Genomic DNA, 26,744 nt, shown 5'->3' on the forward strand with positions numbered 1-26,744 from the left:
CCGGCTCGCTCACTGGTAGATCGAGTATTGGCCGCCCGCGAAGAAGCGGTCGTCGACCAGCGCGTCGATCTGCGGGTCGCTCAGATGGCGTTCGGTCAGGATGTCGTCGCCGTGCTCCACGTACCAGGCCTGGAAGCGCTTGATGGTCGAGCGCACGTTCTTCGCATCCGGCTCGCCGGCCATGAAGAAGAACTCGGACGGATCGGTGATCTGGAAGCGCGCGATATCCACCGGCACGCGCGTTTCGCGCGCGACGATCTGCGCGGCGTCGTCGGGATGCGCGAGCGCCCAGCTGCGGGCCTGCTGCATCGCGCTCAGGAACGCGCGAATCGCCTGCGGGTATTGATCGGCGAACGAGCGCATCGCGAAGTACGACACGCGGCCCGCGCCGTCCACGTATTCGCCGTGATCGGGCGAGCGGCCCACCACCTTGACCTGATGCGCCAGATACAGCGCGGCGGCGTTCGAGGTGCCGAGGTGCATGGCCGTGGCGTCGATCGCCCCACTCAGCAGCGCCGCCGTGACCACCGTGGTCGAGTCGATCGACTGGTAGCGGATGCGGCCGTGCGAGGTGCGGCTGTCGAGCGGCAGGCCGGCCTTGGTCAGGGCCTCGAATGGCGCCGTCCAATAGCAGCTCACGCGGCTGCTGGCGAACTTCTTGCCGTCGAGATCCTTGATGCCGTTGATCTTGTCGTTGTCCGCGCGCGCGAGGATCGGCGTGCGGAACTTGTCCGACGGCTGCGATTCCCACACGATCACCGCGTCCAGCCCGTTGGCGCGGTGCACCACGGCCGGATAGATCATCCGCTGCGCCACGGCGATGCCGCCGCCATTCAATTGCGCCGCTTCCGCGCCGATCATCTGCGCGGTGCCGGGCGCCACCAGCGTGACCTGCTTGACGCCGATCTTCGCGTATTCGGCCTTCAGGAAGCCCTTGTCCTGCGCGATCGCGGTGATCGGGTCGAGTTGCAGCGTGATCGAGGTCAGCGCCGCTTTCGGCTCGGCCGGGCCGGATGCCGCGAACGCGGTCACGGCCGCCGCCGCGCCGAGCGTGGCCGTAGCGGCCAGCGCGAGCGGCGTGCGGCGCGACAGCACGCGTTTGAGGAAGGTGGTGGCGCGGAGAGCGGAGGATGGGCGGTGCATGGCGAGTCCCCGGGGAACGATGATAGGGAGGATTCCGAATGGTTCGGAAAAGCCGAATGCTAGAAGCGCCGCGAATCGGCTGTCAAAGCACCATTTCAGCTATTTACATCCGGGGGCAACGCTAAGCTTAGTGCCGCTCGTTGGTTGGGGTAGCGGGGCCTGGGTGACTAGAATCGGACGGCTCCGTGCAGGGTGTTTCGCGTGCCGTTCAGGCGCTCCATACGACGTCATCGCGTCGATTCGCGACGCTCGCGCGAGGCATTTCCACTTCATCTTGCGAACCCGGGACAATGCAGCATCGACATGACGACGAACACGGCAACGCACATCGCACGCATCGCGCCGCGCGCTGGTTGCCGATGGCTGGCGTGGCGCTCGCGCTGCTGGCCGGCACGCTGACGCTGCATGCCGATTCCGCGCCCTCGCCCGGCTTCGGCGGCGAGGCGTTCTCCGATGCGTATGGCCCGCTGCCGGCGCGGCCCGGCGATATCGCGGAAGCGCTGCGGCTCAGTTCGACGGCGCTGTGCCATTAATCAATGCCGGAAACCTTGCCGGCGAATCGATAACGTGAATGACAAAATCGACGGTTTCGGCATCATTCATAATTCGTTTTCGATTTTGAATTACGTCGCGTCCTGCGATACCAGGACAGTCAATTAAAACGAAAAGACTCTCGGTTGATAATTCCATTTCACTTAATATACTAAACTCTCAACTCAAACCTTGAGAGGGGTGAAAAATGACCACACCGATTAACGCTCTGACGACGCAAGCCGGCAACAACCCGGGCCCGCACTACCAACGGCCGTGGGATTTCATTACCACCGATACGAATACCGGCGTGGGCGGCGAATATATCTACATCGGCTATCAAACCGGCGACAGCAATCCGGTCACGTCGCTGAATTTCGTGGCCTACGACCAGGCGCAGTCCAATCCGCCGTCGGGCTGGGAATGGAACCCGCAGGATCTGAAGGCCGGCGCGGGCGGGAAATTCATCTACATGACGTGGAAGACCAACGAGCCGAACAAAAAGCCGATTACCGCGATCACGCTGCTCGTGATCGATAGCGCGTCGCCGCCGGCGATCGAGGGTTATACGTCGATTCATCAGGATCTGAATCAGGGGGCGGGCGGCCCGTATATCTGGCCGTATTACAGCACGATCGTGCCGATGCAGGCGAAGGCCGAAGCGGTGATCCGCAAGGCTTGAGCGGCCGGCTTTCCCGGTGCGGCAAGCCGAAACCCGAGCTTGCCGCACTCGAAACAAGCCGATCGCCATGTTCCCCCCTTGCGAACCACAACCACGCCGCCCCAAATAAAATTCGATTGCCCGGCGAACTTGTGTCGGCGCCCTTCAATGCCAAACGTTTTCGCGCGATCAATTCCCGCTGCGCACAATAAAAATAATGGCAGCAATGGAAGATCCATTGGCAGCCATTCATTAAAATAAATAGGCGCCATGCGATTATCTTTCGCCATCACAAAATGACGTTGTCATGAAAATTGCTTGTGACACGCCTTTTTGGCGGTGTAGGCTTGCGCCATCGCGCGGTATGCGAATGGAGTAACACGGCAGTCATGTTCGGGTGTTTCAATTCACGGGGCCATACGAATTGAAAATCCCCGCTGCGCGAGGTAACACGGATGCCTTCATCCACGCAGCAAACCGGCCTTTATAAAAGCAATCCGACGTTGCCATTCAAGGGTTAACGCGGAAAATTCCCACAGAGGTAGGCAATGACCACGGCACACTCCGCTTCGGGCCTGATTCCCGATCACCCCTCCCAGATCGTCGGCCAGCCGCTCGACCAGCTCGACGCCGACAAGGCCGCGCTGACCGCGCTGCTGCAGGCCGCGGTGAACGTCGAACTGTTCACCATCCCGCTCTACATGTGCGCGATGAAGTCGATCCAGGGCACGCACGCGATCAACTCGAAGGGCATCGATTACTACCAGGGCCGCGTCTGGCCGGGCCGCTCGATCGGCCAGATTCCGGCCGGCCCCGACACCGATACCGCCGTCGCCAACCAGAAGGCCTACAACCTGGTGTTCTCGGTCTTCATCGACGAGATGCTGCACCTGCAGATGGCCGCGAACCTCTCTGCCGCGCTCGGCGTCAAGCCGAACTTCAACAGCGCCGCGCTGCAGGACGCCGAATACAACTGGACCTGCTACGGCCCGGACAAGACGGTCATCCCGCACATCCTCGATCTGACCGACATCAACGAAGGCGTGCCGGGCCGCAAGCTGAACGTGGACCTGGCCGCGCTGACGGCCGACCAGGTCACGCTGTTCGAGATCATCGAGCAGAACCACGACACGGCGCTCGAGAAGATCAACCCCGACGCGCATGGCAAGTACTTCCCGACCGTGCCGTTCGCGAACTGGACGGCGCAGAAGACCGAAACCGACCTGCCGCTGTTCGGCACGATCGGCTGGATGTACTACTGCCTGCTCCAGTACACGACGATCCGCTACACCGACAACGTCACGCTGTTCGAGAAGATGCTGGTGCGCACCGAAGGCTCGGATCAGCCGATCGGCCAGCGCGACCTGTTCAACAACACCGCGTCGACCTCGCACCCGATGGCCGAATACCCGGGCGTCACGCCGATGCTGACCACCACCCAGCCGGCCCAGGCGCACCTGCAGGCGATCGGCATGATGTGGGCGATCTGCGACCAGGGCGAAGGCGGCATCGACTGGCCGACGGTCAACACGTTCGTGGCGATGGTGCAGGACACGGCGCGCCTGAACAACGCGTCGAACCTGCTGACGCTCAAGAGCGTGCTGCCGCGCTTCCAGCCGAGCAAGGAAGCGCTCGAACAGGATTACCCGAGCTATACGGATACCGGCGCGCAAGCCCCGCAAAGCGACGACGCCACGGCCCGCGCCGACAACGGCGGCTTCGACCACCACGAGCGTTTCGAGCAGATCGCCGCCTACGTGCAGCACCTCGAAACCTGGACGCACTGGCATGCCAGCGGCCACGAGTGGACGGCCGCGTTGCTGACCACGCCGAGCTGGAGCGAGGCCGGGGCGAACCCGAGCATCCCGAAGCCGGCGGATGTGGCCGCCGCGCTGAACGATCTCAAGCTCGGCACGCCGCGCGCCGAACTCGACAACGTGGTGAAGGGGGCGCTGGCCGGCATCACCACCGTGTTGAGCGATTCGTGGGAGGACGCGGCGGTGGCGTTCCCGTTCCCGTCGATGGTGGGCTCGGGCGACCGCATGGCGCTGTACTGGGCCGTGTACGGCGAAGCGCCGACGCTGCGCGCGCCGAACGCGCCGCAACCGGCCGGCCACTCGGACACGATGCACGCCTGCCAGTCGCTGTCGCTCGACGCCACCGGCGGCGATTGCGCCGCGCATGCCGTGTATCACAGCTGCAAGGGCTCGAACCTGTGCGCGACGCAAGGCGGTTGCGGTTTCGTGCAGCTGGTCACGGGCGGCGGCAACTGCTCGCAATCGTCGAGCACGCAATCCGCCGCGAAGATCGGTGGCGGTTGCGGCGCGCCGACGCTGTACAGCGCGCCGGCCGACAATCTCTGCAAGAGCTTCGGCGGTTGCGCGGTGCCGATCTCGGCCTCGCAGCTCTATCCGACCAGCGGCACGATGAAGCTGTACGACTGCGACGCCGAAGGCAAGATGGTGCCGCTGACGACGCCGGACGGCACGTCGTTCGAAACGCTCTCGTTCGAGAAGGGCGATTCGGTGTACGACATTGCCTGGGGCGCGCTGGAGAAGGTCTGGGCGCATCGCCAGAAGCCGGCCCCGGCCAAGCCGACGGCCACCACGCTGCGCATCGCGCTGCCGCCGTCGACCTGATCGGAGCACCACGCATGACCTTGACCGTCGATGCTGACGGCGCCGGCCCGGGGGCATGGCCCCCGGGCGCTGGCGTGGCCCCGGCCTTCGCGCCGGGGCCGGGATCGAAACGCGCCCCGCGCCTGGGCCTGCCCGACCTGGGCTTCGGGGTCGGCCTGCGGCCGCAGCACCTGCCGGCGATCCTCGCCGATGGCGCGCGCGTGGGCTGGTTCGAGATCATTTCGGAGAACTATTTCGAGGATGCCGGCCATCAGCGCGCGATGCTCGACCGGATCGCCGCCGAGGTGCCGATCGTCATGCATGGGGTGTCGCTGTCGATCGGTTCGGATACGCCGCTCGACCTCGGCTACCTGACCCGACTGCGCCGCCTGATGGACGACGTGCGCGCGGTGTGGGTGTCCGATCACCTGTGCTGGACCGGCCTCGGTTCGCACAACTCGCACGACCTGCTGCCGATGCCGCTGACCGACGCGTCGCTCGATCACGTGAGCGCGCGCGTGGATGCCGTGCAGCAATGGCTGGGCCGCCCGCTCGTGCTGGAGAACCCGTCGAGCTACGTGCAGTTCCGCGCGTCCACGATGCCCGAATGCGATTTCCTCGCGCGGCTGGCGCGGCGCACCGGCTGCGGGCTGCTGCTCGACGTCAACAACGTGTATGTCAGCGCGGTCAATCATCGCTTCGACCCGGTGGCCTACCTGTACGCGCTGCCGCACGACCAGATCGTGCAGATCCATCTGGCCGGCCATATCCGGCACGGCGACACGCTGATCGATACGCACGATCAGCCGGTGCCCGCGCCGGTGTGGGAGTTGTACGCGCTGGCGCAGCGGCTGACGGGCGGCGTCTCCACGCTGCTCGAATGGGACGCCAACCTGCCCGACTACGACACGCTGCTGGCGGAACTCGACAAGGCGCGCCGCGTGGCGGCCGGCGAGCGCCTGAGCGAGGCCGACCTGCCCGCCGGGCACGCGGCGCTGCCCGATGCGGCGCTCTCCACGCCGTTGCATTTCCCCGCGCCGGAGCTGATCGATGGATGACGCGATGTCGATGGCGGCGATCCAGCGCTGGATGCAGATGGCCACCACCCACCCGGGCGGCCTCGATGCCGGGCTGGCGCAGGCCGCGCAGCACGAGGGCGCGGGCATCGCGGCCGTGATCGCGGTGCCGGGCGGCGTCGATCCGCAGGCGCGGCTCGCGGTGTACGCGGACGGTTACTGGCTGCGCCTGATCGGCTGTCTCGAAGCGGAATATCCGGCGCTGTTGCGCCTGCTCGGCCCGACGCTGTTCCGCTTCTTCGCGCGGGCGTATCTGCATCGGCATCCGTCGCGTTCGCCCACACTGCATGCGCTCGGCGCGGCGTTTCCGGCGTTCCTGCTCGGCTCGCAGCGGCGCACGGGCGGGGGCGCGGCGCGGCGCGCGTCGCAGTCGTTTCCGCTCGATCTGGCGCGGCTCGAACGCGCGATTGCCGAATCGGGCCGCGCGGCCGGAATCGACAACCCCGTGCGCGGCGCGGGCGCGGCGACGATGGACGTGCTGCCGTTGCTGACCGGCGCGTCGTGCACGGTCGCCCTGCCCGCCACGACGCGGCTGCTGACGCTGCGCCACGCGGCCGACGGCATCCGCCCCTGGCTGCGCGGCCAGCGCCCGGACGAGCCGCCCGCGCGGCAGGCGAACCATGTCGCGATCCGCCGCCACCGGTTCCGCGTGTCGATGGAGCCGCTGGCCGACTGGCAGTTCTTCGCGCTGCGGCGCGTGGCGCGGCGGCCCGGCACGCTGGCCGATTGCGCGCGCGCCGCGGCGCGCCGTACCGGCCTGAGCGAGAGCGAGCTGCATGCGCGGCTCGCGCTGTGGCTGCCCACGGCGCAGGCGGCCAGCCTCGTCATGCTGACCTGAGCGCTTGAAGGCGGCTTGAAGGCGGCTCGAGGGTGGCTTGAGGGCGGCGAGCCGGGCGGAATTGCCGGTTCGCTTGGGTCTCGCCGCATCGTCGGCAAATACGACGCGATGGTGTCGCATCTCGCCAATTTCATGTCGCCGCGCTTCGCACACGGCCATGCCGGTTCGCATTTCCGGCAAACGCCATCGCACGCCACTCGCAAACTGGCGCCAGTTGAACACTGGATTGCACTCAACGATGGCGACTATTTCGCGGACATCGAACCTCAACGCGAACCACGATCCCCATGCGGACACCACGCCGCATGCCGACCCCGCGCCCGCCGCGCCGGGCACACCCACCGCACGGGCAGGCGGCCCGCTGGCGGATCTGTCGGCCACCGGTGCCGACCGGAACGGCGCGCCACGCAGGATCACGGCCCGCCCGGTGCTGTCCACGTCTGCAAGCGACGCCGGGGAGCCTGCTTCGACCCGCCGCGCCGCGTCTCCACCACCCAGCCCGCACCTGCGCACGATGGTGGCGGCCCGCTCGCACGGGCTCGCGACGGCACCGGCTGCGTCCGCGCCGTCGCGCCGCCCGCACTTCGACGAGATGAAATACGACGGCTCGCGCGCCGCCGCGCGCTGGCCGATGGTGGCGCAGTGCCTGCAGTGGGCGCGGCAGGCCGGCTTCAGCCTCCATCCGACGCGGGAGACGTCCTGCACCATCCGCAACGCCGCGCCGTACTACGACGCGCGCAGCGGCACCGTCAAATACGAGCGCGAGCCGCAGCGCGGCGTGGGCACGATCCTGCTCAACACGCAGATGATGGAGAACACGACGCTGGCCGCGCTGACCATCATCCACGAGGTCACGCACGCCCAGCGCGGCCCGCGCGAACACGCGGCCGACCCGGCGTCGTACTGCCACGAGCGCCTGACCGACGAGGGCGAAGCGGTGTTCCAGACGCTGCGTTTCACCGAGCAGGCGATGACGAGCGGCATCGATCGCGCCGCGTTCGTGCGCGACGCGGCGGTGGCCATGCCGCTGGCCTGCATCCAGGAATGGCACGCGGCTTACCAGCAGCACGGCGGCATGCCGAGCGAGGCGCTGTTCCGCAAGCTCGGCGAGATCTACGACCGCCATGTGCCGCAATCGGCCGGTTGGGATCGCGCGTTCGAGCGCATGGCGGCGCGCCTGAAGCTGCCGCTCGACAGCGCGCGCTTTACCGAGATCGGTTGACGCGCGCGGCCGTTTCCTAGCCTTCCCGCTTCCGCATCCCCACGGCGCCACCGACTATAATCGGTGGCCCGATCTGCCCGTGTTTCCCGCCGCGCCTTGCCTGACGGATCGCCACCGCATCGTTGCCCCACGAGGAACCTCACATGCGCATCGACAGGAAACACAGCGCCGCGGCCTGGCGTCATGCGCTCTGGCTGCTCGCCGGGATCGGCACCGGCGCGCTCGCCCAGCAGCCCGCCCCGCCGCAAGCTTCCCAAGCTTCCCAAGCCGCCCCGCAGCCGGGCGCGACGCACGCCGAACAGGTGTTCGCCACCGTCTCGCCGAAGATCTGGACGGTCAAGGCGGCCCAACCCGAAAACAACCAGTTCATGATCGGCAGCGCGGTCTTGATCGCGCCGGGCCGTTTCATCACGGCCTGCCATGTGGTCGAGAAGGCCATCGACATCAAGCTGGCCAATGGCCCCGACACCGTCAACGTGGACGAAGTGCTGCGCGACCCCGACAACCGCCGCGACATGTGCCTGCTGCGCGTGGCCGGCGGCATCGATCGCCAGCCGGTGCCGATCGCGCCGATCAGCACGCTGCGCGTCGGGCAGCGCGTGTATGTGATTTCGAGCCCGCGCGGGCTGGAACTGTCGCTGACCGACGGGCTGATCTCCTCGCTGCGCCAGGAGCCGGAGAGCCAGGTGCCGATCATCCAGTCGTCCACGCCGGTGGCCAGCGGGTCGAGCGGCGGCGGCCTGTTCGACGAACAGGGCCGGTTGATCGGCGTGGTGCGCTCGGTGGCCACCGCCACCGAGAATTTCGCGTTTTCGTATCCGGCCGAATGGGTCGCGCAACTGCCCGACCGTTATGGGAAGGAAGTGGCCGCCTGGCAGGCCACGATGAAGGGCGTGGGCATCCAGTTCTCGCCCGACGGGCACGCGCTCGGCAGCGGCTTCGCGGCGATCTCGGACCTGAACGCCCTGCCCGTGCCGGCCGCCCAGAAGGCGCCCGTGGTGCTGGCCTACCGACAATTCCTGCTGCTCGCGCCGCCGCGCGCGTTCGTGTTCACGAGCGACGGCAAGTTCGGTTCGATTTCCACCTCGGCCGAACTGGCGCAGTTCCAGCAGCAATGGCGGCAGGCGCATGTGACGTACCGCTTTTACGCGGTGGACAACGCCGTGGTGTGGAACCCGGCACAGGCGACGCAGCCTCAGCCGCAACCGAAGCCGCCCGCGCAATAACGCTCGACGCGCGGGCGGGCTGCGCTCAGGCGGCCGGCATCCGCGCGCGCAGCGCGTCCAGCAGCCGCTGACCGTCCGGCCCGGCGAACCAGCGCGCATGGCCGATCAGGTAGCCGTCGTAGGCCGCCTCGGTGCCCACCGGCGACGACAAGATCCCGTTGAAATACTCCACCTCCGACAGCGCGAACTCGGCATGCGCGATCGGCAGCAGCGCGATCAGCGCGCGGTAGGCGTCGCGCGCGAGCGGCTGCACCGATTCGTAACCGTCGAGCAGCGCGTCGAGTTGTGCGAACTCGACGCGGCGCGATTGCGCTGGCGCGAGCCAATCGACGAGGTTGCGCTCGATCGCCGTGGCGAGATCGAGCACGGCGCAGGTGCGGTCGCTCAGGCCGAAATCGAGCACGCTGACCACCTCGGCGGCGGCGTCGTCGCCGCTCCAGAGCAGGTTCGAGGCGTGCCAGTCGCCGTGGGTCCAGCACGGCGCGAGCGTGTCGAGCAGCGGCACGAGTTCACGATGGAACGGCGCGATCTCGCGCATCACGTCGGCGTGCCAGTCGCGGCCGTCGAGCGCGCGCGCCAGGCCCGGCTGCGCGTGGACCCACGCGTCGAGCGCCGCGCCCAGGTCGGGCGAGGACAACACGCGAAAGCTCGTCAACAGGGGCCGAAGCTCGCGCGCGGGCGCGTCGTAAACGGCTGCCGCGCGATGCAGCGTGGCCAGCATGCGCCCGGCCGCCGCCGCGTGGGTCGTGTGAAAGAACGGCTTCCACGACATCACGCCGCGATAGGTATCCACGCCCGGCGACACGCGATGCACCTCGTAGGTCCAGTCGCCGCGCGACACGGCGGTACGGCCCGCCGCGTCGGTCAGCACCTCGGCCACCGGCACGCCCTGCGCGCGCAGGTGCGCCATGAAGCGGTGCTCTTCTTCCAAGCCGGCCACGTCGCGGATCGCCGCGTGGTGACGCTTGACGAACAGTTCCGCGCCGTCGCCTGCGCTGGCCAGCACGGCGGCCGAGAACGGCCGCGGGCTGTGCCAGGACAGCCGCGCGAGTTCGGCCGCTTGCGGGAAATCGGCCAGCAGCCCCGCCACTTCGGCGCGCGTGATCAGCGGCCAGTCGCGTTCGGCCGTTTCGCCATCGACAGTGAACTGGAGCGGCGCGGGTGCGGCGTCCTCGGCGGGGTCGCGGGGGGAATCGGGGTTCATGCGCGGCCTTGTTGCGCTGGCAGGCGAAGTTGGCCGATGGTATTGACCAAGCCTCGGGGGCAATCAGCGCTCATGCGTGGCCTCGCTGCGTCGGCAGGCCAAGTTGGCCGATGGAATTGACCGAGTCCCAGGGCAAATCGGTGCTCATGCGTGGCCTCGTCGAGCCGGCGAACCCAAGCGGCCGATCCGACGCGCCTCATCGGCTCGTCTCCAGCCGCACGGCTTCGGCTTCGGCATCCGCGCGCGCCAGCGCCCTCGCCCAATCGCGCCAGCCGATCGCGGCCAGCACCACGAACAGCGCATACAGCCCGGCCGTCAGATACAGCGCCTTGTAGACGAACATGCCCACGTAGATCACGTCCACCACCAGCCACAGCTGCCACGACGCGATATAGCGGCGCGCCGTCCAGTATTGGGCGACGAGGCTGAACGCCGTCAGCGTGGCATCGACATACGGCAGCGAGGCGTCGGTCCAGTGGGCCATCGCGCTGCCCAGCAGCACACTGAGCACCACGGCCGCGAGCAGCCCCGGCGCGAGGCGGCGCAAGCCGACGTCGCGCTCGGGCAGCACCGGCTGCTCGCCCTCGCCGGGCTGGCCGGCCGATGCGCGCCGCTGCACCAGCCAGCGATACCAGCCAAACAGTTGCAGCGCGGCGAACGCGCCTTGCAGCAGCATGTCCGAATACAGCTTGGCGTCGAGGAAGATCCACGCGTACAGCGCGACCGACGCCAGCCCGATCGGCCAGCACAGCATGTTGCGCCGCGCCGTCAGCCAGATCGCCAGCGCGCTGACGATCACACCGGCAATTTCGAGAGGTGACATGGGGCGGTCTCCGGGGCGCGCGGCGCTCAGAAGTCGTACGTGACCGACATCCGCGCCGTGCGCGGCGCGCCGAGGAACAGGTAGGCGTCGCCCTGCTGCTCGCCGGCATCGCGCCAGTAATAGCGGTTGAACAGGTTGTCGACCCACAACCGCGCCGTGATGCGGTGCCCGCCGAGCTTGGTGCTGTAGCGCGCGCCCGCGTTCACCACGATCCAGCCCGGCACGCGCGCCGTGCCTTCCTCGTTGGCCGTGCGGCCGGCGCTGTATTCGAGGCCGCCGAGCAGATGGAAGCCCGGCAGGCCCGGCACCGCGTAGTCGGCATTCAGCGTGGCGCGCAGCGGCGGCGTGTTGATCACCTGATGGCCTTCGTAGGCGGGCGAACCGGAATCGTAGGCCCGCGCGCGGATCGCCGTCAGCGACGCGTTCAGCGCGAGACGTTCGGTCACCTGGCCCGACGCGCCGAGTTCGATGCCGTCGTGACGTTCGCGGCCCTGCTGCACGAACGTGTAACCGGCGTCCGACGAGTCGGGCTGCGCGAACTGGAACGGCCGGCTGATCGTGAACGCGGCGGCCGTCAGCGTCAGGCGGTTGGCCCAGTCGTATTTCGCGCCCACTTCATAGGCGTTCGATTCGATCGGCGGCAGGAACGCGTAGGCATTGCTGGCGCGCACCGGCGCCTGATCGCCGAGCGACAGATCCTTGCTGTACGAGCCGTAGAACGTCAGCGGCGCGACCGGCTTGTAGACCAGCGCCAGTTGCGGCAGGAACTTGGTGCGATCGGTGCGAGTGGTGTCGCCGTCCTGGCTGGTCCAGGCGCGCTGGCGCAGCAGCACCTGGCGGCCGCCCAGCAGCACCTGCCAGTGATCGCCCAGGCTGATCTTGTCGGACGCGAATAGCGACACCTGCCACGCGTCGAGCTGCGGATACGACACGCTCGCCTCGTTCGGCGACGGCGCGAACGCCTGATCGGGGCCGTAGATATTGTCGGTGCCCACGTAGTCGTAGACGGCATCAGACAGCCGCACCACGCGATGCAATGCGCCCACGCCGAACAGCACGTCGTGGCGCAGCGGGCCGGTCGTGAACTTGCCCGACACGGCCGCGCGCACTTCGTCGTTGCGGCGGTATTCGCCGGGGCTGCGGTAGTCGTATACGTCGAAATCGCCGTTCGACGCGAAGAAGAACGGCGAGGTGCCGCCCGCGCCGCAGCTCGGCGAATAGCCGCAGCCGTAGGCGAACGCCACGTTGTCGTCGATCATCGTGCGACTGCGCCCGCCCGTGACGTAGGCGCGCCAGTCGTCGTTGAACGCGTAGTCGAAGCGGGCGTTGAGGTTCAGCGCGTCGGTCGTGACCGGCTTGGCCCACGGCTGCACGCCGAGCAGCTTCGAGGTGGAGGCTGCCGGCGGCACCACCGTGCCGCCCAGCAGTTGATAGCCCGACACCGAGCGCTGGATCCACTGCTGGAATTCCGCGTTGACCTGCAGGCTGGCGCGCGGCGTGATGTTCCAGTCCGCCGCGATCGAGCCGAACGTGCGGCGGCCGTTCGCGTCGTCCACGTACGAGTGGATGTTTTCCTTCGCCGCGTTGATCCGGAACCCGAACTGATTGTCCGGGCCGAAGCGGCGGCCCAGGTCCACCGAGGCCGAGGTCGAACCGCGGCTGTCCACGCCTGCCGTCACGCTCGACACGTTCTCCGGCCGCTTGCTGACGAAGTTGACCACGCCGCCCGGCGACAGCACGCCGCTGTCGATCGCCGCCAACCCTTTCAGGATCTCCACGCGCGACTTGTTTTCCAGCGGCACGTTCTGCTCGCCCGACAGCGCGAGGCCATCCAGCCGCAGCGCGCTCGCCGGATCGAGCGGGAAGCCGCGGATCGTGAAGTTGCCGTAATAGCCCACCGGCGTGTAGTCCGCGTTGACCGAGGCGTCGTTGCGCAGCACGTCGGCTACTGTCTTCGCTTGCTGGTCGGCGATCTGCGCGGCCGTCACCACCGTGACCGAGGCCGGCGTGTTGAGGATCGACGCGTCGTCGCGGCCCGTGACCGACGCCGTGCGTGCGCGCCACGATGCATCCGCGCGGCCCGACACGGCGACCGCCGGCAGCACGCGGGTGGCGGTGGCGTCGTCCTTGCCGGTACGCGTTTCGGAGGCCGGCACCGGCGCGGCGGCCGGCGCATCGGCCGGGGCGGCGACGGCATGCGCCGCCATCACGGTCAAGCCGAGGCCGAGTTGCCGCTGCAACGTGCGCGGTCGCGGGAGTTTCCGCAGCGCAGCCGCGGGCATTCGTCGAGTCATCTGGAAATCAGGGGAGTAACAGGGAAACCGCTCAAACCGGGGCAAACCCGCGGCCCGCGCCGGGCGGGGCGCGTAAAAGGCGTGATCATAGCGCAGCGGCGGCCCGCCGCAGGCCGGCCGATGCGGCCAGGCAACGGTGTGCGACGCGCCGGTTGCGCAATCCGCTGCATCCTGCGTGCCGGTTCGTCCGTATGTACAGGTATCGGTAACGACGGACGCGCCACCATGACGATCAGACAGGCAGGCTGGAGCGGCACGATATACGGCGGCGCACCGCCGATGCTATATTTCGTGACACTTCAGCCACGACGCAGCGCGGCATCGAATCCGCGCGTCAAGATCACGCCCGACATGACCGAGAGTCCCGATGCCGACGAGGCGCGGCGCGCCCAGCTCAACCAGGCTTTGCAACGTGTCGCCCAGGGCGACCAGCCGGCGTTCGAGGCGCTGTACCGTCTCAGTTCGTCGCGCGTTTTTGCCGTGATCGTGCGGATGGTGCATGACCGCAGCGAGGCCGAGGATCTGCTGCAGGAGGTGTACACCAGCGCCTGGCGTCGTGCCGACAGCTTCGATGCGGAGCGCGGCAGCGCCATGACCTGGCTGCTCACACTGGCCCGCAACCGCTGCATCGACCGCCTGCGCCAGCATCGCGAAAGCCCGCTCGACGACGAGCAGGCCGACGCCATCGAAGACGACTCCCCCACTCCCGCCGAACTGGCCGAATCGAGCGAGGCACGCCGCCGGCTCGAGCAGTGCCTGCAGGCGCTCGAAGCGCAGCAGCGTGGTGCGATTCGCGAAGCGTTCTTTACGGGTGCGACTTATGCCGAACTGGCTGAACGCCTGCGCGTGCCGCTCGGCACCATGAAAAGCTGGATTCGCCGCAGTCTCCTGCAACTGAAGCTGTGCCTCGAGCGATGAATACCCCTGCCTTCTCCGACGACGACCTGCGCTGCGCTGAATATGCGCTCGGCGTGCTTGATTCCGACTCGCGCCGGCAGCTTGAGCGTGATGTTCGACGCGATGCGGTGTTGCGGGCGACGCTCGATGCCTGGTTGGTGCGGTTGGCGCCGCTGGCTGATGAGCTTGCTGCGGTGGAGCCGCCTGAGCGGGTTTGGACGCGGATTCGGCGTGATTTGGGATTTTTGCCGGCTGCGCCGATTTCCGTGGCCCAACCTGCGCGGGGTGGTGGGTGGTGGAATTCGCTCGATTTGTGGCGCTGGGTGGGGGTTGGGGCGAGTGTCGCGGTGGTGGTTTTGTTGGCGGTGAATTTGGGGGTGTTGCGGGAGGCTCCGTCTGGCGGGGTTTCGGCTCCTTCTGGGTCTTCTGGTTCTTCTTCGCAGCCGAGCGGGTATCTGGTCGCTACCCTCGCCCGTACCGACGGCGTTGCGCACTGGACGGCGACGGTCGATTTGCAGCGCGGGAATATGGTCGTGGTGCCGGCAGTGCATCCGCAAGTGGCAAGTGGGCGGTCGACGGAGCTTTGGTTGATTCCTAATGGGGAGAAACCGATTGCGCTGGGCGTGTTCCCGGCGGATGCGCCAGCTTCGATGGCGCTGCCGGCGAAGATCGTGGCGCAGTTGGTTGCTAGTGCGACGTTGGCGGTTTCGGTTGAGCCGGAAGGTGGGTCGGTTACGGGGCAGCCTACTGGGCCGGTGATTGCTAGTGGGGCGCTGCGGGTTTCTTGAGGGGGTGATCAAGCGCCTACGCCATTTTGACACGGATTTTTTTGCTTTCCTGCGCGCGTTTAGGGGGCAATTGTCGGTTGGCTGCAGTCGGCCAAGAAAGCGTCCGCCGGTTGCTTCGTTAGGGCGCTCAGATGTCGGCTCCGCCTTGCCAACGAACGTTCGATCGTCCTATATGCTCGCGCCTTTGATGAAGGCGATAATGAGCGTGGTCGACGTACTACTTCTCGCGGCAGGGCCAATGTCTGAACGACACTAATCCGAGTAAGAAAGGCGACAATCGGACAACCAACGGATTGCGAGGCGTTTATTTGATTTTGGAAAAAAATAGGGGGAAGCAAGCCTCCCCCGTTGGAAAATTTGTTATACATTCCACAAAATATTGGTGCCCTTCATCACCCTGGAACGTAGCAATCAACTAATGTTCTATACGACTAACAGCAGCCCACAGTTCGTCTTTTGACAAGGTCATTTGGTTCATTATCGCCCGAGCCCGAGGAGTCAAACTGCGGTTTGGCAAGAATGTTCCTTCACTTGAACCCTTAAATCGGGTACAAAATTTATGGTAAATAAGAGCGGAAAGAACCTTTTCACAAATCTTCTTGCTTGTCGAATCACCAAAACCCTTATACATACTGCTTTCTTTTCTCCCGGCTCCCGGCTGAAGGAATAACTTTCGCAAACTAGTGAGTAAAAAAGTTTGAGCAACAGAGAGCCCCGCCTGACGAATAGCCGCAAGAGTGCTAACGGACTGGTATTGCCCAACCAGTGGATTAAAAATCCACGCTGGTAAATTATCCTCATCTGCCACACCATCCAAAATGTCGATGACGCAGTTCGCCAGCCTGACACCTTGAGGATCAGCTTCAGTTACGTCAAGGCTTCCAACATAGCAATCGTTGAGGCTAAAATTAATCAACTTTGACGATGAAAGAGAGATGTTGTGAAAACGCCCTTTATCAATAGCCAAACCGCCAAGATCAATCGAATGACCATCGCAAAGTAACAAAGAGGACAGCAAATCCGACAGTAAGACTTTATTTTCCGAACTGTGGTAGCGTTTAATGAAGGCAACCATCGTAGGAATTTGCTTGACGCTTTCGATTCGAGTTGCCACATAAAATGCACCGAACGATTCAATCGGGTGCTTCCATTCAACCTTCAAAGCCCCGCCATCACTACCTCCATAAAGTGTCAGTAGATCTTCTGCCTTTAATCCATCCAATATATACGTATCAACAAATTGGCGATCTAGGCTTTCCGCGCCAATTCGACTCAAGCCAGGAAGGCGTTGAAGAATGATCGCGGACTCATCGGTTGGCGGCCTACCCGTAGTTCTTTCAAACGCTTCATTGATATCTCTAATTGCAATCGGCCCCAACGCATTTTTGGTCGCCCGGGAAAGTCTGCCGATGTGAGAGTACAAACTTCTAATTATTATCGGATCAAGAATCGGGTTGATTTTCGCTTCTCGTTCGCAGAACGTAGTTAGAAGAATGTCCCAAAAATCAATTTGCCCGGTACTGGTTGAAAAGAGCGAATCGATGATCGATGGCTCCATATCCCTAATAATTGTCCCAATAAGTGGTTTTTTTGGAACCCACGCCGGGAGGTCCGTGATAGTTCTGCCAACCATTTCCGAGAACTGCGGACTAGTGAGTTCCTGATTGCATCTTAAAAATAGAACATCTTTGTGCCCCAGACCCAAGCACTCGAGTAATTCAGCATCATTATTAAAGTAATGTTCACGGCCTGTTATTAGAACCCCTCCCTTTGCGCGCTGAATAATATCCTTCACACCGACAAGGGACTGTCTGCGAATTTCGACCAACTTTGTGGGGTCGTCACTCCAAGTTTGCGCTCCGATTTCGTCGAACCCATCAAGTAGAAAAATTGACGCTGGCGAGAAAGCGGTTTTCAAGGAATCTTGCACCAGATCGCCTAATCCAAGATCGGTAAAGTGGCGAGTAATGAACTCTGTTGCCCGTTTCAGCCCCCAGTTTTCCTTTAAATTAATAGCAATTGGAAAATGATAACGAGATTTCGATGGATCGCCGCTCAGATACTCAAAAATTTCTTTTACACATCGGCTTTTTCCAGACCCATAGTCACCGATCAGGACAACCGTTTTCCCCTGAACGAGCTCTTCCGCGATCTTTGCGACGCTATATGGATCACCGGCCTCAGAAAAATAATTAACGGAAACATAGGATTTAAGATCAGGCTCACCAGAATACAAATCAACCGCCGATCCGAATGCATGTGTTATTCGGACGTTTTTGTAATTTTCATGGCCAAGCAAAAAATTGAAATATTGCTCAACCGAAAATACTGATACGTTGGCAGCCTTGCCCGCCTCTATTAACGATGGGGTCGGATTTTCGATTGTGACGAAATGGCATTTTGGGAAAATATTCCGACCAAAAAAATGTGGCCGGATTGTATTAAATTTATTTATATCCTTGCGCAACTTGTCAATTTCATTCTCCTTGCTAACCTCGACAATAACAGCACTGCCATCATCCAGATGTATAACGCAATCGCATTTGACTCCCGCTATATCTTCTGCGCGGGCAGGGGCGGAAAATTTGATTTCGGCAATTACCCGGACCATCTTTTCGAGATCCTGCCATTTCATTTTTTTCTGAGAAGCCTTTGCCATTTTATTCACTTGCCCCCCGGGGCTCAAGGTGGTTGCATATGATGCGATATGTTGAAGCGTGAATATGCTACTCCACACCCAGAACTTCGGCAATTTTTGGGTGCGAACTGAGAGACATCTGAGCATCCGTTACCGCGTAACAGCGCTGGAGTTAACGGCGCGATTTCCAACCGGGATGCTTCAGTTTGTTCCGTGCTGGGAGCTCCATCGCTACGGGATCTACCGATATTTGGCTGACTTGAATCTTTTGATGTGTTGACTATTGTCCCCGGGAACGCAGAAATTGACTGCTTCGCGCGCCGTAAGTCCGCTGTGGGTCGGGAAGAGTCTTTGATCTTCGGTGCCCTATCTCTCTCCGGGTCAAACACTGCCTTTTCCCAAAATCCGTTAAGTGCCCCGTCGCCAGGTCCCTCAGTGCAGGGGGCTCCAATTTCCACCTCCCCCTGCATCCATCCCCCGCCCCCATCCGTACCTCCCCATGAGCCCCCCGATCCCGGACCCCTCATGCCCCTCCCCCTGGTCATCGCCATATCCGCCGCAACCCTGATCGCGTTGTTTTCAGCCGTCTGGCTCTGGCAACTCCGCAGCCAGAACGCCGGCATGATCGACCCAATCTGGGCCTTAGGTTTGGCGCTAGTCGCAATCCTGACCGCCCTAACCGGCACCGGCGCCCCATCAAACCGCTGGCTCGTAGCCATCGGTGGCACCCTCTGGGGCCTACGCCTTGCCCACCACCTTTGGAAACGCAACTTCGGCCACCCCGAAGACGCCCGCTACCGTCAATTCCGTGACCAATGGGGCACCGCAGCCCCTTCCCGCTTCTTCTGGTTCTTCCAACTCCAGGCGGTAGTCGCCCTAATCCTGGCCATCGCCTTCTTCGTCCCAGCCTTCCGCCCCGAGCCCGTCGCCGCTCCCGACGCCATAGTCGCCATCGCAATCTGGCTCGTGTCAGTAGCCGGCGAAGGCCTAGCAGACCGCCAACTAGCCCACTTCACCGCCAACCCCCAAAACAAAGGCGAAGTCTGCCGCACCGGCCTCTGGCGCTACTCCCGCCACCCGAACTACTTCTTCGAATGCCTGCACTGGTTCGCCTACACCGCCCTGGCGATTCGCCTGCCCTGGGGCTGGCTGACCCTGATCCCCCCCTTCGTCATGGCCTGGCTACTGATGAAGCTATCCGGCATCCCCCTACTCGAAGCCCGCCTGATCCACACCCGCCCTGGCTACGACGACTACATCCGCACCACCAGCGCCCTGATCCCCTGGCCGCCGCGCCGCTCGCCGCCTGCCGGCCCGCGCTGAGCCCTCAACCGCAAGGAGCCTCACGATGAGCACGACCGCTACCAACCCCACGCCCGCGCCGCACGCCCCGGAACCCTGGCTGATCCAGTGCTGCGAGCGCGGCTGGCTGCCCGACATGCTGATCCGCGCCGCCATGCGCCAATTGATGCGCACCCGCCTGCGCGAAGCGTTCGCGCACGACGGCGAACGCAGCGCGGACGCCCTCCAGCACCTGCTGGCCGAACTGCGCGCGAGCCCGATCGCAATCGACACGCAAGCCGCCAACCGCCAGCACTACGAAGTGCCGGACACCTTCTTCGAGCAGCACCTCGGCCCGCGCCTCAAATACTCCTGCGGCTACTACCCGCGCGGCACGGAAACGCTCGCGCAAGGCGAGGATGCGATGCTCGACTGCTATGCCGAGCGCGCGGGCCTGGCGGACGGCCAGCGCATCCTCGATCTGGGTTGCGGCTGGGGTTCGCTGTCGCTGTGGCTGGCGGAGCGCTATCCGGCGGCCCGCATCGTCGGGCTGTCGAATTCGCACGGCCAGCGCCGCTTCATCGAGCGCCGCGCGGCGGAGCGCGGCCTGACGAACCTGCGCATCGTCACGGGCAACATCGCCGATTTCGATTTCGCGCCGGAAGAACGCGGCTTCGACCGCGTGGTGTCGATCGAGATGTTCGAGCACATGAAGAACTACGGCGCGTTGCTGGCCAAGATCGCGAGCTGGCTGCACGACGACGGCCGGCTGTTCGTCCATCACTTCGCGCACCGCACGGCGGCCTATCACTTCGATTCTCAGGACGGCACGGACTGGATGTCGCGCCATTTCTTCACGGGCGGCACCATGCCGTCGGCCACGCTGCTGCTGCACTTCCAGGACGATCTGCGCGTCTCGCGCCAATGGTGGCTCGACGGCCGCCACTACGCGCGCACCGCCGAGCAATGGCTGGCCTCGCTGGACATGGAGCGCGAGGCGGTGATGCCGGTATTCGAGGGCGTGTACGGCGCGGACGCGGCGCTGTGGTTCCAGCGCTGGCGCATGTTCTACATGGCGGTGGCGGAACTGTTCGGCTATGCGCACGGCCGCGAATGGGGCGTGGCGCACTGCCTGCTCGAAAAGCGCCAGGTGTCGCGATGAGCCGCGCACGCCTGATCCGCCTGGCCCGCGCGAGTGTGCTCGTGGTGGCCGCCGCCGCGCTGCTGCCGGCGCTGTCCGCCTGCTCGAACGACCCGCCGAACCCGAACCCGCGCGCGGCGGTGCCGCTGCAAACGGTGCCGGTCGATCTGCCGCGCTACATGGGCCGCTGGTACGTGATCGCGAACATCCCCTACTTCGCGGAACGCGGCTTCGTGGGCAGTCGCGTGCACTGGGCGTTGCGCGAGGACGGCCGGATCGACGACGGCTTCGCGGGCCGCAAGGGCAGCTTCGACGCGCCGGAAACCACGCACAGCTTCGTGGATACGGTGCAGCCGGGCAGCGGCGGCGGCGCCTGGCGCGTGCGGCTGTTCTGGCCGGTGTACGTGAGCCAGTTGACGCTCTACGTCGATCCGGACTACCGCTACACGATCCTCGGCTACCCCGGCAAATCGCTCGGCTGGATTCTCGCGCGCGAGCCGCAGATCGACGCGGCGACTTATCAGGCGCTGCTGGCGCGGCTCGACGCGATGGGCTACGACACGGCACGCTTCCGCCAGGTCGCGCAAACGCCCGCGCAACTCGGCCAGCCGGGCTTCGCGCGGCCCGACGGCAAGGATTGATCGCACGCGGCTGCATCCGTGGGGGCGAGTCGTCCGTATCTGTCCCTGTAGCCCCCCGAGTTCGTCATCAGGAATCAGGAGCAGGAACGCCATGGATCATCAAGCCGCCGCACGGCGGCCCGGACAACGCATCGCCGTGGTCGGCGCCGGCATCGCCGGGCTGGCCAGCGCCTATATGCTGGGCCGCCGTCACCACGTGACCCTGTTCGAGGCAGCCGGCTACGCGGGCGGCCATACCAATACGGTGGATGTCGAACTGGATGGCCAGCGCCATCCGGTCGATACCGGCTTCCTGGTGTTCAACGACCGCACGTATCCGAACCTGATCGCGCTGTTCGACGAGTTGGGCGTGCAGTCGCACCAGACCGACATGTCGTTCTCGGTGTCGCTCGACAGCGGCCGCCTCGAATGGGCGGGCACCAACCTGAACACGGTGTTCGCGCAGCGCCAGAACCTGCTGTCGCCGGCGTTCCTCGGCATGTTGCGCGACATCCTGCGCTTCAACGCATCGGCACTGGCGCAGCTCGACATGGCGTTGCGCACGCGCTGCTCGGTCGGCGAACTGCTGGCCGAGGGCCGTTACGGCACGCCGTTCCAGCGCCATTACCTGCTGCCGATGGCGGCGGCGATCTGGTCCAGCGAGGCGGACGACGTGCTGCGCTTCCCGGCCGCCACGTTCCTGCGCTTCTGCCTGAATCACGCGCTGCTGCAGGTCAACAACCGCCCGGCCTGGAAGACGGTGGTGGGCGGCGGCCGCGACTACGTGCGGCGCATCCTGGCGACGCTCGACGACGTGCGCCTGAACACGCCCGTGCTGGCCGTGCGCCGCGAGCCGGACGGCGTGACGGTGGCCACCGACGCAGGCGGCAACGAGCGTTTCGACGCCGTGGTGCTGGCCAGCCACGCGCCCACCAGCCTGCGCCTGCTGGTGGATGCCGACGAGGCCGAGCGCAACGTGCTCGGCGCGGTGCGCTATCGCCGCAATCTCGCCACACTGCATACCGACGCGCGCCTGCTGCCGCGCCGGCGCAGCGTGTGGTCGGCGTGGAATTACCTCGGGCGGCAAGGCGCGGACGGCACGCAGGAAACCTGCGTCAGCTATCTGATCAATCAATTGCAGCCGCTGCCGTTCAAGCAGCCGGTGATCGTCACGCTCAATCCGTTCGAGCCGCCGGCCGAGCGCAGCGTGCTCGGCCAGTATCAGTACGAGCATCCGCTGCTCGATCAGGCCGCGATCGACGCGCAGCAGCGCCTGCCCAAGCTGCAAGGCCGTCGCCATACGTGGTATGCGGGCGCCTGGGCCGGCTACGGCTTTCACGAGGACGGCCTGAAATCGGCGTTGCGGGTAGCCGCCGCGTTCGACGTGCTGCCGCAATGGGCCACGCCATGACTGCCCGAGCCGCCGCGCAGTTCCTGACCGGCCGCGTCATGCACGAGCGCCTGCGCCCGGCGCGGCATCGCTTCGACTATCCGGTGCTGTATCTCGGCTGCGACGTGGGCCGCCTGGCGCAAATCGAGCGGCGCTGGTTCGGCGTCGACCGCCGCGCGCCGCTGGGCCTTGCCATGCGTGATTTCGGCCCGCGCGACGGCCAGCCGCTGGGGCCGTGGATGCGCGCCCAACTCGCCGAGGCCGGCATTCCGGCCGACGGCGAAATCCGGCTCGTCAGCATGCCGCGCGTGTTCGGCCATGCGTTCAATCCGGTCGGGTTCTGGCTGTGCCACGACCGCTCGGGCGCGCTGCGGGCGCTGTATGCCGACGTGCGCAATACCTTCGGCGGCCATCACGGCTATCTGTTGAGCGCGCCCGGCCACGCGCCGATCGAAGCGGCCACCGAACTCGTCTGTCGCAAGGTGTTCCACGTCTCGCCGTTCTGCGAAGTGGCGGGCCGCTACGTGTTCCGCGTGCGCGAGCACGGCGAGCGGCTGGCCATCGCAATCGATTACCACGACGACCACGGCCTGCTGCTGCGCACCGCGCTGGCGCTGCGCGCGCAGCCGTTCACGGGGCGGCAGGCGTGGCGGGCGCTGGCGCGCCAGCCGTTCGATATCGTCGGCGTGCTGTTTCGCATCCATTGGCAGGCGCTGCGGCTGTGGCTCAAGCGCGTGCCGTTTCACGGCGCGCATCCGCCCTCGCCGCCTGCTGCCGAATCCACCCCATCCGCACCATCCTCGCTTCACGACCGGGAGACCTCGTCATGACCCTGCTGCGTTCGTTTTCGACTCCTGCCGCGGCGGGGCTGTCCGTGCGGCTCTTTTTCGGCTTGCTGCGGCGCGCGCGCGTCGGTCACCTGACGCTGTCGACGCCCGAGGGCGCGCAGTTCGTGTTCGGCGATCCGCACCAGGGGCCGAGCGCCGTGCTGCGTCTGCTCGACTGGCGTGCCTGCCGCGCGATCCTGCGCTCGGGCGACATCGGTTTCGCGGAAGCCTATCGCGCCGGCTGGCTCGATTCGCCCGATTTCACGGCGCTGCTGCGGCTGGCGATGCGCAACGAGGCGGCCGTCTCGCGCACCGTGCACGGCGGCCGGCTGGCGCGGCTCTGGTACAACCTGCGGCACCGGCTGCGGCCGAACACGCGCGCGGGCAGCCGGCGCAACATCCACGCGCATTACGACATCGGCAACCCGTTCTACGCGCTGTGGCTCGACGACACCTGGACGTATTCGGCGGCCTGTTTCGACGGCGATCCGGCCCGCCCGCTGGCCGAGGCGCAGCACGCCAAGTACCAGCGCATCGTCGACACGCTCGGGTTGAAGCCCGGCATGCGCGTGCTGGAGATCGGCTGCGGCTGGGGCGGCTTCGCGGTGCATGCGGCGCGGCTCGGCATCGCCGTGCGCGGCGTGACGATCTCGCCGAGCCAGCAGGCGCTGGCGGCCGAGCGGATTCACGCGGCGGGCCTCGACGGCCTGGCCAGCGCCGAGTTGTGCGATTACCGCGATCTCGACGGGCACTACGACGCGATCGTGTCGATCGAGATGTTCGAGGCGGTGGGCGAGGCGTTCTGGCCCGGCTATTTCGCGACGCTGCGCGAGCGCCTCGTGCCGGGCGGCCGGGCGCTGGTGCAGACCATCACGATCGATGACGCGTGTTTCGCGGCCTACCGCGCGTCGAGCGACTTCATCCGCGAGTTCGTGTTTCCGGGCGGCATGCTGCCGAGCCCGGAGCGGTTCGTGCGCGCCGCGCAGCGCGGCGGCCTGAGCGCCCGGGCCACCCTCAGCTTCGGCCAGGACTACGCGCACACGCTGCAACTGTGGCGGCAGGCGTTCGAGGCGCGGCTCGACGCGGTGCGCGCGCTCGGCTATGACGAAACCTTCGTGCGCACCTGGCGGCTCTACCTCGCGTATTGCGAGGCCGGGTTCGCCGAGGCGCGCACCGGCGTCATGCATTTCCTGATCGAACGGGACGGCTGAGATGCGCGCGCGGGCTTGGGGGAGGACGGCGCACGGCCTGCTCGGCATGGCGATGGCGGCGGCCACGGCCTGCGCGTTCGCCAGCGCCGACACGCCGGCCGATTGCCGCAACGACGTGCCGGCGGCCCGCCAGATCGGCTCGGGCGAGTTTTGCGTGCTGGGGTTTTGTCTCTACGACGCGGCGCTGTGGGCCAGCCGCGCGCCGACCAGCCCGGACGTGCCGTTCGCGCTGGCGCTGACCTACCGGCGCAAGATCCACGCCGAACGGCTGGTGGAAGTTGGCATGGACGAGATTCGCCGCCTTGCGCCCGCTCCGCTGCCCGAAGCGACGCTCGCGGCGTGGCGGGCCGACATGCGCCGCGCGTTCCAGGACGTCGGCCCGGGCGACCGCTTATGCGGCGTCTACCTGCCCGGCCACGGCGCGCGCTTCTATGCGAACGACTCGCTGAAGGCCGATATCGACGACCCGGCGTTCGCGGCGGCGTTCTTCGGCATCTGGCTCGATCCGCATACCCGGGCCGAGCGCCTGCGCCGCCGGCTGCTCGGCGAGCAGCCCTGACGCCGGCGCGGCAAGGCGTTCAGCTTGCAGCGTCGAGCCGGATCAACTGCGCGCCGTCGGCCACCTGATCGCCCACGGCATACAGCACCTCGGCCACCACGCCCGCGCTCGGCGCGCCGATGGTGTGCTCCATCTTCATCGCCTCCATCACGAGCAGCGGCGCGCCGGCTTCCACGGCCTGCCCCGGCTCGACCAGCACGGCGATCACCTTGCCCGGCATCGGCGCGGTCAGGCGGCCGCCGCCCTGTTCGGCGTCGCCGGCGTGGGCCAGCGGATCGGCCCAGTCGAACGTCTCGGCGCTGCCTTGCGCGAACACGTGGAACGCCTCGCCTTCGACCACCACCCGGCCGGTGCCGCGCTGAGTGCCGATCGTCACGACGAAATCGCGCGGCGTCGCGCCGCGCGACCACGCGAACGGCAGCGGGCCGGCGTCACCCACCGTCAGTTGCGCACCCGCCGCGCCCTGCGTGTACTCGACGCGCAGGCCGCTTTCGCGTTCGCGCAACTGCCAGTCGAGCGTGCGGCGATATGCGCCGTTGAGCCGCCAGTTGCCGAGCGCGGCCCACGGCGAGCCGGTGGCGACGCCGCCGGTTCCTTGCGCTTGCGCCTGCGCGCCGTCGCGCGCCAGCAAGGCCGCGCAGGCCAGCGCGACGGCCACCTGCGACAGCGGTTGCGGCGCGAACAGCGCGTCGTGATGACGCTCGATCAGGCCCGTATCGAGATCGCCGGTGGCGAACGGCTCGCTGGCCACGATCCGCTGCAGGAACGCCGCATTGGTCGACAGCCCCACCGCCTCGCACTCGCGCAGCGCGCGCGCCATCCGCTTCAGCGCTTCCTCGCGGTCCGCGCCGTGCACGATCAGCTTGGCGATCATCGGATCGTAGAACGGCGTGATCGCGTCGCCCTCGCGCACCCCGCTGTCCACCCGCACGGCCGCGCCGGTCGCGAATTCCACGCCGCTCGGCAGGCGCAGGTGGCGCAGCGTGCCGGTGGACGGCAGGAAGCCGCGCGCCGGGTTCTCGGCATACAGGCGCGCCTCGATCGCATGGCCGCTGGCCTGCAAATCGGCCTGCCCGAGCGGCAGCGGCTCGCCCGAGGCGGCCCGCAACTGCCATTCGACCAGATCGAGCCCGCTGACCATCTCGGTGACGGGATGCTCGACCTGCAGGCGCGTGTTCATCTCCATGAAGTAGAACTGCTCGCCCGTGACGATGAATTCGACGGTGCCCGCGCCCACGTAACCGACGGCGCGCGCCGCCGCCACGGCCGCCTCGCCCATTGCGCGGCGCTGTGCGTCGGGCAGGCCCGGCGCGGGCGCTTCCTCCAGCACCTTCTGGTGACGGCGCTGCACCGAGCAATCCCGATCGAACAGGTAGACGGTGTGGCCATGCGTGTCGCCGAACACCTGCACCTCCACATGGCGCGGGCGTTGCAGATATTTCTCGATCAGCACGCGATCGTTGCCGAAGCTGCTGGCCGCCTCGCGCTGGCACGAGGCGAGCGCGGCCGGGAAATCGGCCGAGCGCTCGACCACCCGCATGCCCTTGCCGCCGCCGCCCGCGCTGGCCTTCAGCAGCACCGGGTAGCCGATCGCGTCGGCCTCGCGGTGCAGCAGCGCCGGGTCCTGGTCGTCGCCGTGATAGCCCGGCACCAGCGGCACGCCGGCGCGCTGCATCAGCGCCTTGGCCGCGGCCTTCGAACCCATCGCGGCGATCGCGTCGACGGGCGGCCCGATGAACACCAGGCCGGCCGCCGC

General features: G+C 66.1%; 23 protein-coding genes. 16 read left to right on the top strand and 7 right to left on the bottom strand.

The features are described from left to right. Window positions 1-9: 9 nt before the first annotated feature. Window positions 10-1,143, bottom strand: coding sequence for an ABC transporter substrate-binding protein (locus ACYP33_RS31270; protein ID WP_414447607.1), 1,134 nt, complete (start codon window positions 1,141-1,143; stop codon window positions 10-12). A 290-nt stretch (window positions 1,144-1,433) separates the two neighbouring features. Between ACYP33_RS31270 and ACYP33_RS31275 the strand changes: the two genes are divergently transcribed. Beyond that, window positions 1,434-1,676, top strand: a complete 243-nt coding sequence (locus ACYP33_RS31275; protein ID WP_414447606.1) for a hypothetical protein — start codon at window positions 1,434-1,436, stop codon at window positions 1,674-1,676. Window positions 1,677-1,882: 206 nt separating this feature from the next. Then, window positions 1,883-2,356, top strand: coding sequence for a hypothetical protein (locus ACYP33_RS31280; RefSeq protein WP_414447605.1), 474 nt, complete (start codon window positions 1,883-1,885; stop codon window positions 2,354-2,356). Here the strand turns inward: ACYP33_RS31280 and ACYP33_RS31285 are convergent. Further along, window positions 2,299-2,625 (bottom strand): hypothetical protein, encoded by a 327-nt coding sequence (locus ACYP33_RS31285; protein WP_459625085.1) that lies wholly within the window; start codon window positions 2,623-2,625, stop codon window positions 2,299-2,301. The genes ACYP33_RS31280 and ACYP33_RS31285 overlap by 58 nt on opposite strands. Before the next feature lie 258 nt (window positions 2,626-2,883). Between ACYP33_RS31285 and ACYP33_RS31290 the strand changes: the two genes are divergently transcribed. The 5 genes from ACYP33_RS31290 to ACYP33_RS31310 all read left to right on the top strand — a co-directional run bounded on the left by ACYP33_RS31290 (window position 2,884) and on the right by ACYP33_RS31310 (window position 9,315). Then, a complete protein-coding gene (locus ACYP33_RS31290; protein ID WP_459625086.1) occupies window positions 2,884-4,974 on the top strand; it encodes a ferritin-like domain-containing protein in 2,091 nt (696 codons plus the stop codon). A 14-nt stretch (window positions 4,975-4,988) separates the two neighbouring features. Further along, window positions 4,989-6,011, top strand: coding sequence for an MNIO family bufferin maturase (gene bufB / locus ACYP33_RS31295; protein WP_459625087.1), 1,023 nt, complete (start codon window positions 4,989-4,991; stop codon window positions 6,009-6,011). After that, window positions 6,004-6,867 carry an HvfC/BufC family peptide modification chaperone gene (locus ACYP33_RS31300; RefSeq protein WP_459625088.1) on the top strand — a complete coding sequence of 288 codons (864 nt, stop codon included), beginning with the start codon at window positions 6,004-6,006 and terminating at the stop codon, window positions 6,865-6,867. The genes bufB and ACYP33_RS31300 overlap by 8 nt, the downstream gene beginning before the upstream one ends. Before the next feature lie 238 nt (window positions 6,868-7,105). Next, a complete protein-coding gene (locus tag ACYP33_RS31305; protein ID WP_459625089.1) occupies window positions 7,106-8,089 on the top strand; it encodes a hypothetical protein in 984 nt (327 codons plus the stop codon). A gap of 143 nt (window positions 8,090-8,232) precedes the next feature. Further along, on the top strand, window positions 8,233-9,315 hold the full coding sequence (locus ACYP33_RS31310) for a S1 family peptidase (RefSeq protein ID WP_459625090.1): 1,083 nt from the start codon (window positions 8,233-8,235) through the stop codon (window positions 9,313-9,315). Window positions 9,316-9,340: 25 nt separating this feature from the next. Here ACYP33_RS31310 and ACYP33_RS31315 read toward each other — a convergent pair whose 3' ends face one another. From ACYP33_RS31315 to ACYP33_RS31325, 3 genes are all read right to left on the bottom strand, one after another. After that, on the bottom strand, window positions 9,341-10,519 hold the full coding sequence (locus tag ACYP33_RS31315; protein ID WP_459625091.1) for a phosphotransferase enzyme family protein: 1,179 nt from the start codon (window positions 10,517-10,519) through the stop codon (window positions 9,341-9,343). Between the two features lie 196 nt (window positions 10,520-10,715). Next, complete coding sequence (gene pnuC / locus ACYP33_RS31320) at window positions 10,716-11,342, bottom strand: nicotinamide riboside transporter PnuC (RefSeq protein WP_459625092.1); 627 nt, start codon at window positions 11,340-11,342, stop codon at window positions 10,716-10,718. A gap of 26 nt (window positions 11,343-11,368) precedes the next feature. Continuing rightward, window positions 11,369-13,624 carry a TonB-dependent siderophore receptor gene (locus ACYP33_RS31325; RefSeq protein ID WP_459625093.1) on the bottom strand — a complete coding sequence of 752 codons (2,256 nt, stop codon included), beginning with the start codon at window positions 13,622-13,624 and terminating at the stop codon, window positions 11,369-11,371. A 363-nt stretch (window positions 13,625-13,987) separates the two neighbouring features. Here ACYP33_RS31325 and ACYP33_RS31330 point away from each other — a divergent pair, with 363 nt between their 5' ends. Together ACYP33_RS31330 and ACYP33_RS31335 are read left to right on the top strand one after the other, a co-directional pair. Then, window positions 13,988-14,554, top strand: a complete 567-nt coding sequence (locus ACYP33_RS31330) for a sigma-70 family RNA polymerase sigma factor (RefSeq protein ID WP_459625207.1) — start codon at window positions 13,988-13,990, stop codon at window positions 14,552-14,554. Continuing rightward, a complete protein-coding gene (locus tag ACYP33_RS31335) occupies window positions 14,551-15,321 on the top strand; it encodes an anti-sigma factor (RefSeq protein WP_459625094.1) in 771 nt (256 codons plus the stop codon). The genes ACYP33_RS31330 and ACYP33_RS31335 overlap by 4 nt, the downstream gene beginning before the upstream one ends. Before the next feature lie 415 nt (window positions 15,322-15,736). On the opposite strand, the gene ACYP33_RS31340 is transcribed toward ACYP33_RS31335, so the two are convergent. Continuing rightward, window positions 15,737-17,980, bottom strand: coding sequence for a hypothetical protein (locus tag ACYP33_RS31340; RefSeq protein WP_459625095.1), 2,244 nt, complete (start codon window positions 17,978-17,980; stop codon window positions 15,737-15,739). A gap of 504 nt (window positions 17,981-18,484) precedes the next feature. Here ACYP33_RS31340 and ACYP33_RS31345 point away from each other — a divergent pair. The 7 genes from ACYP33_RS31345 (at window position 18,485) to ACYP33_RS31375 (ending at window position 24,988) form a co-directional block, all read left to right on the top strand. Continuing rightward, complete coding sequence (locus ACYP33_RS31345) at window positions 18,485-19,282, top strand: DUF1295 domain-containing protein (protein WP_459625096.1); 798 nt, start codon at window positions 18,485-18,487, stop codon at window positions 19,280-19,282. Between the two features lie 25 nt (window positions 19,283-19,307). Next, the gene (locus ACYP33_RS31350; RefSeq protein WP_459625097.1) at window positions 19,308-20,402 is read left to right on the top strand and encodes a class I SAM-dependent methyltransferase; all 1,095 of its coding nucleotides are present in this window, start codon (window positions 19,308-19,310) and stop codon (window positions 20,400-20,402) included. Further along, complete coding sequence (locus ACYP33_RS31355) at window positions 20,399-21,022, top strand: lipocalin family protein (protein ID WP_459625098.1); 624 nt, start codon at window positions 20,399-20,401, stop codon at window positions 21,020-21,022. Before ACYP33_RS31350 ends, ACYP33_RS31355 begins: the two co-directional genes overlap by 4 nt. Window positions 21,023-21,113: 91 nt before the next feature. Beyond that, window positions 21,114-22,412 (top strand): NAD(P)/FAD-dependent oxidoreductase, encoded by a 1,299-nt coding sequence (locus ACYP33_RS31360; RefSeq protein WP_459625099.1) that lies wholly within the window; start codon window positions 21,114-21,116, stop codon window positions 22,410-22,412. Further along, window positions 22,409-23,221, top strand: a complete 813-nt coding sequence (locus tag ACYP33_RS31365) for a DUF1365 domain-containing protein (protein WP_459625100.1) — start codon at window positions 22,409-22,411, stop codon at window positions 23,219-23,221. The genes ACYP33_RS31360 and ACYP33_RS31365 overlap by 4 nt, the downstream gene beginning before the upstream one ends. Beyond that, window positions 23,218-24,429: a class I SAM-dependent methyltransferase gene (locus ACYP33_RS31370; RefSeq protein WP_459625101.1), complete on the top strand. Its 1,212-nt coding sequence runs from the start codon at window positions 23,218-23,220 to the stop codon at window positions 24,427-24,429. The genes ACYP33_RS31365 and ACYP33_RS31370 overlap by 4 nt, the downstream gene beginning before the upstream one ends. 1 nt (window position 24,430) lies before the next feature. Continuing rightward, a complete protein-coding gene (locus ACYP33_RS31375; RefSeq protein WP_459625102.1) occupies window positions 24,431-24,988 on the top strand; it encodes a chalcone isomerase family protein in 558 nt (185 codons plus the stop codon). A gap of 19 nt (window positions 24,989-25,007) precedes the next feature. Here the strand turns inward: ACYP33_RS31375 and ACYP33_RS31380 are convergent. Continuing rightward, on the bottom strand, window positions 25,008-26,744 hold a 1,737-nt coding region (locus ACYP33_RS31380), incomplete at its 5' end, for an acetyl/propionyl/methylcrotonyl-CoA carboxylase subunit alpha (RefSeq protein WP_459625103.1).

It is taken from the genome of Burkholderia sp. 3C (genome assembly GCF_054589155.1).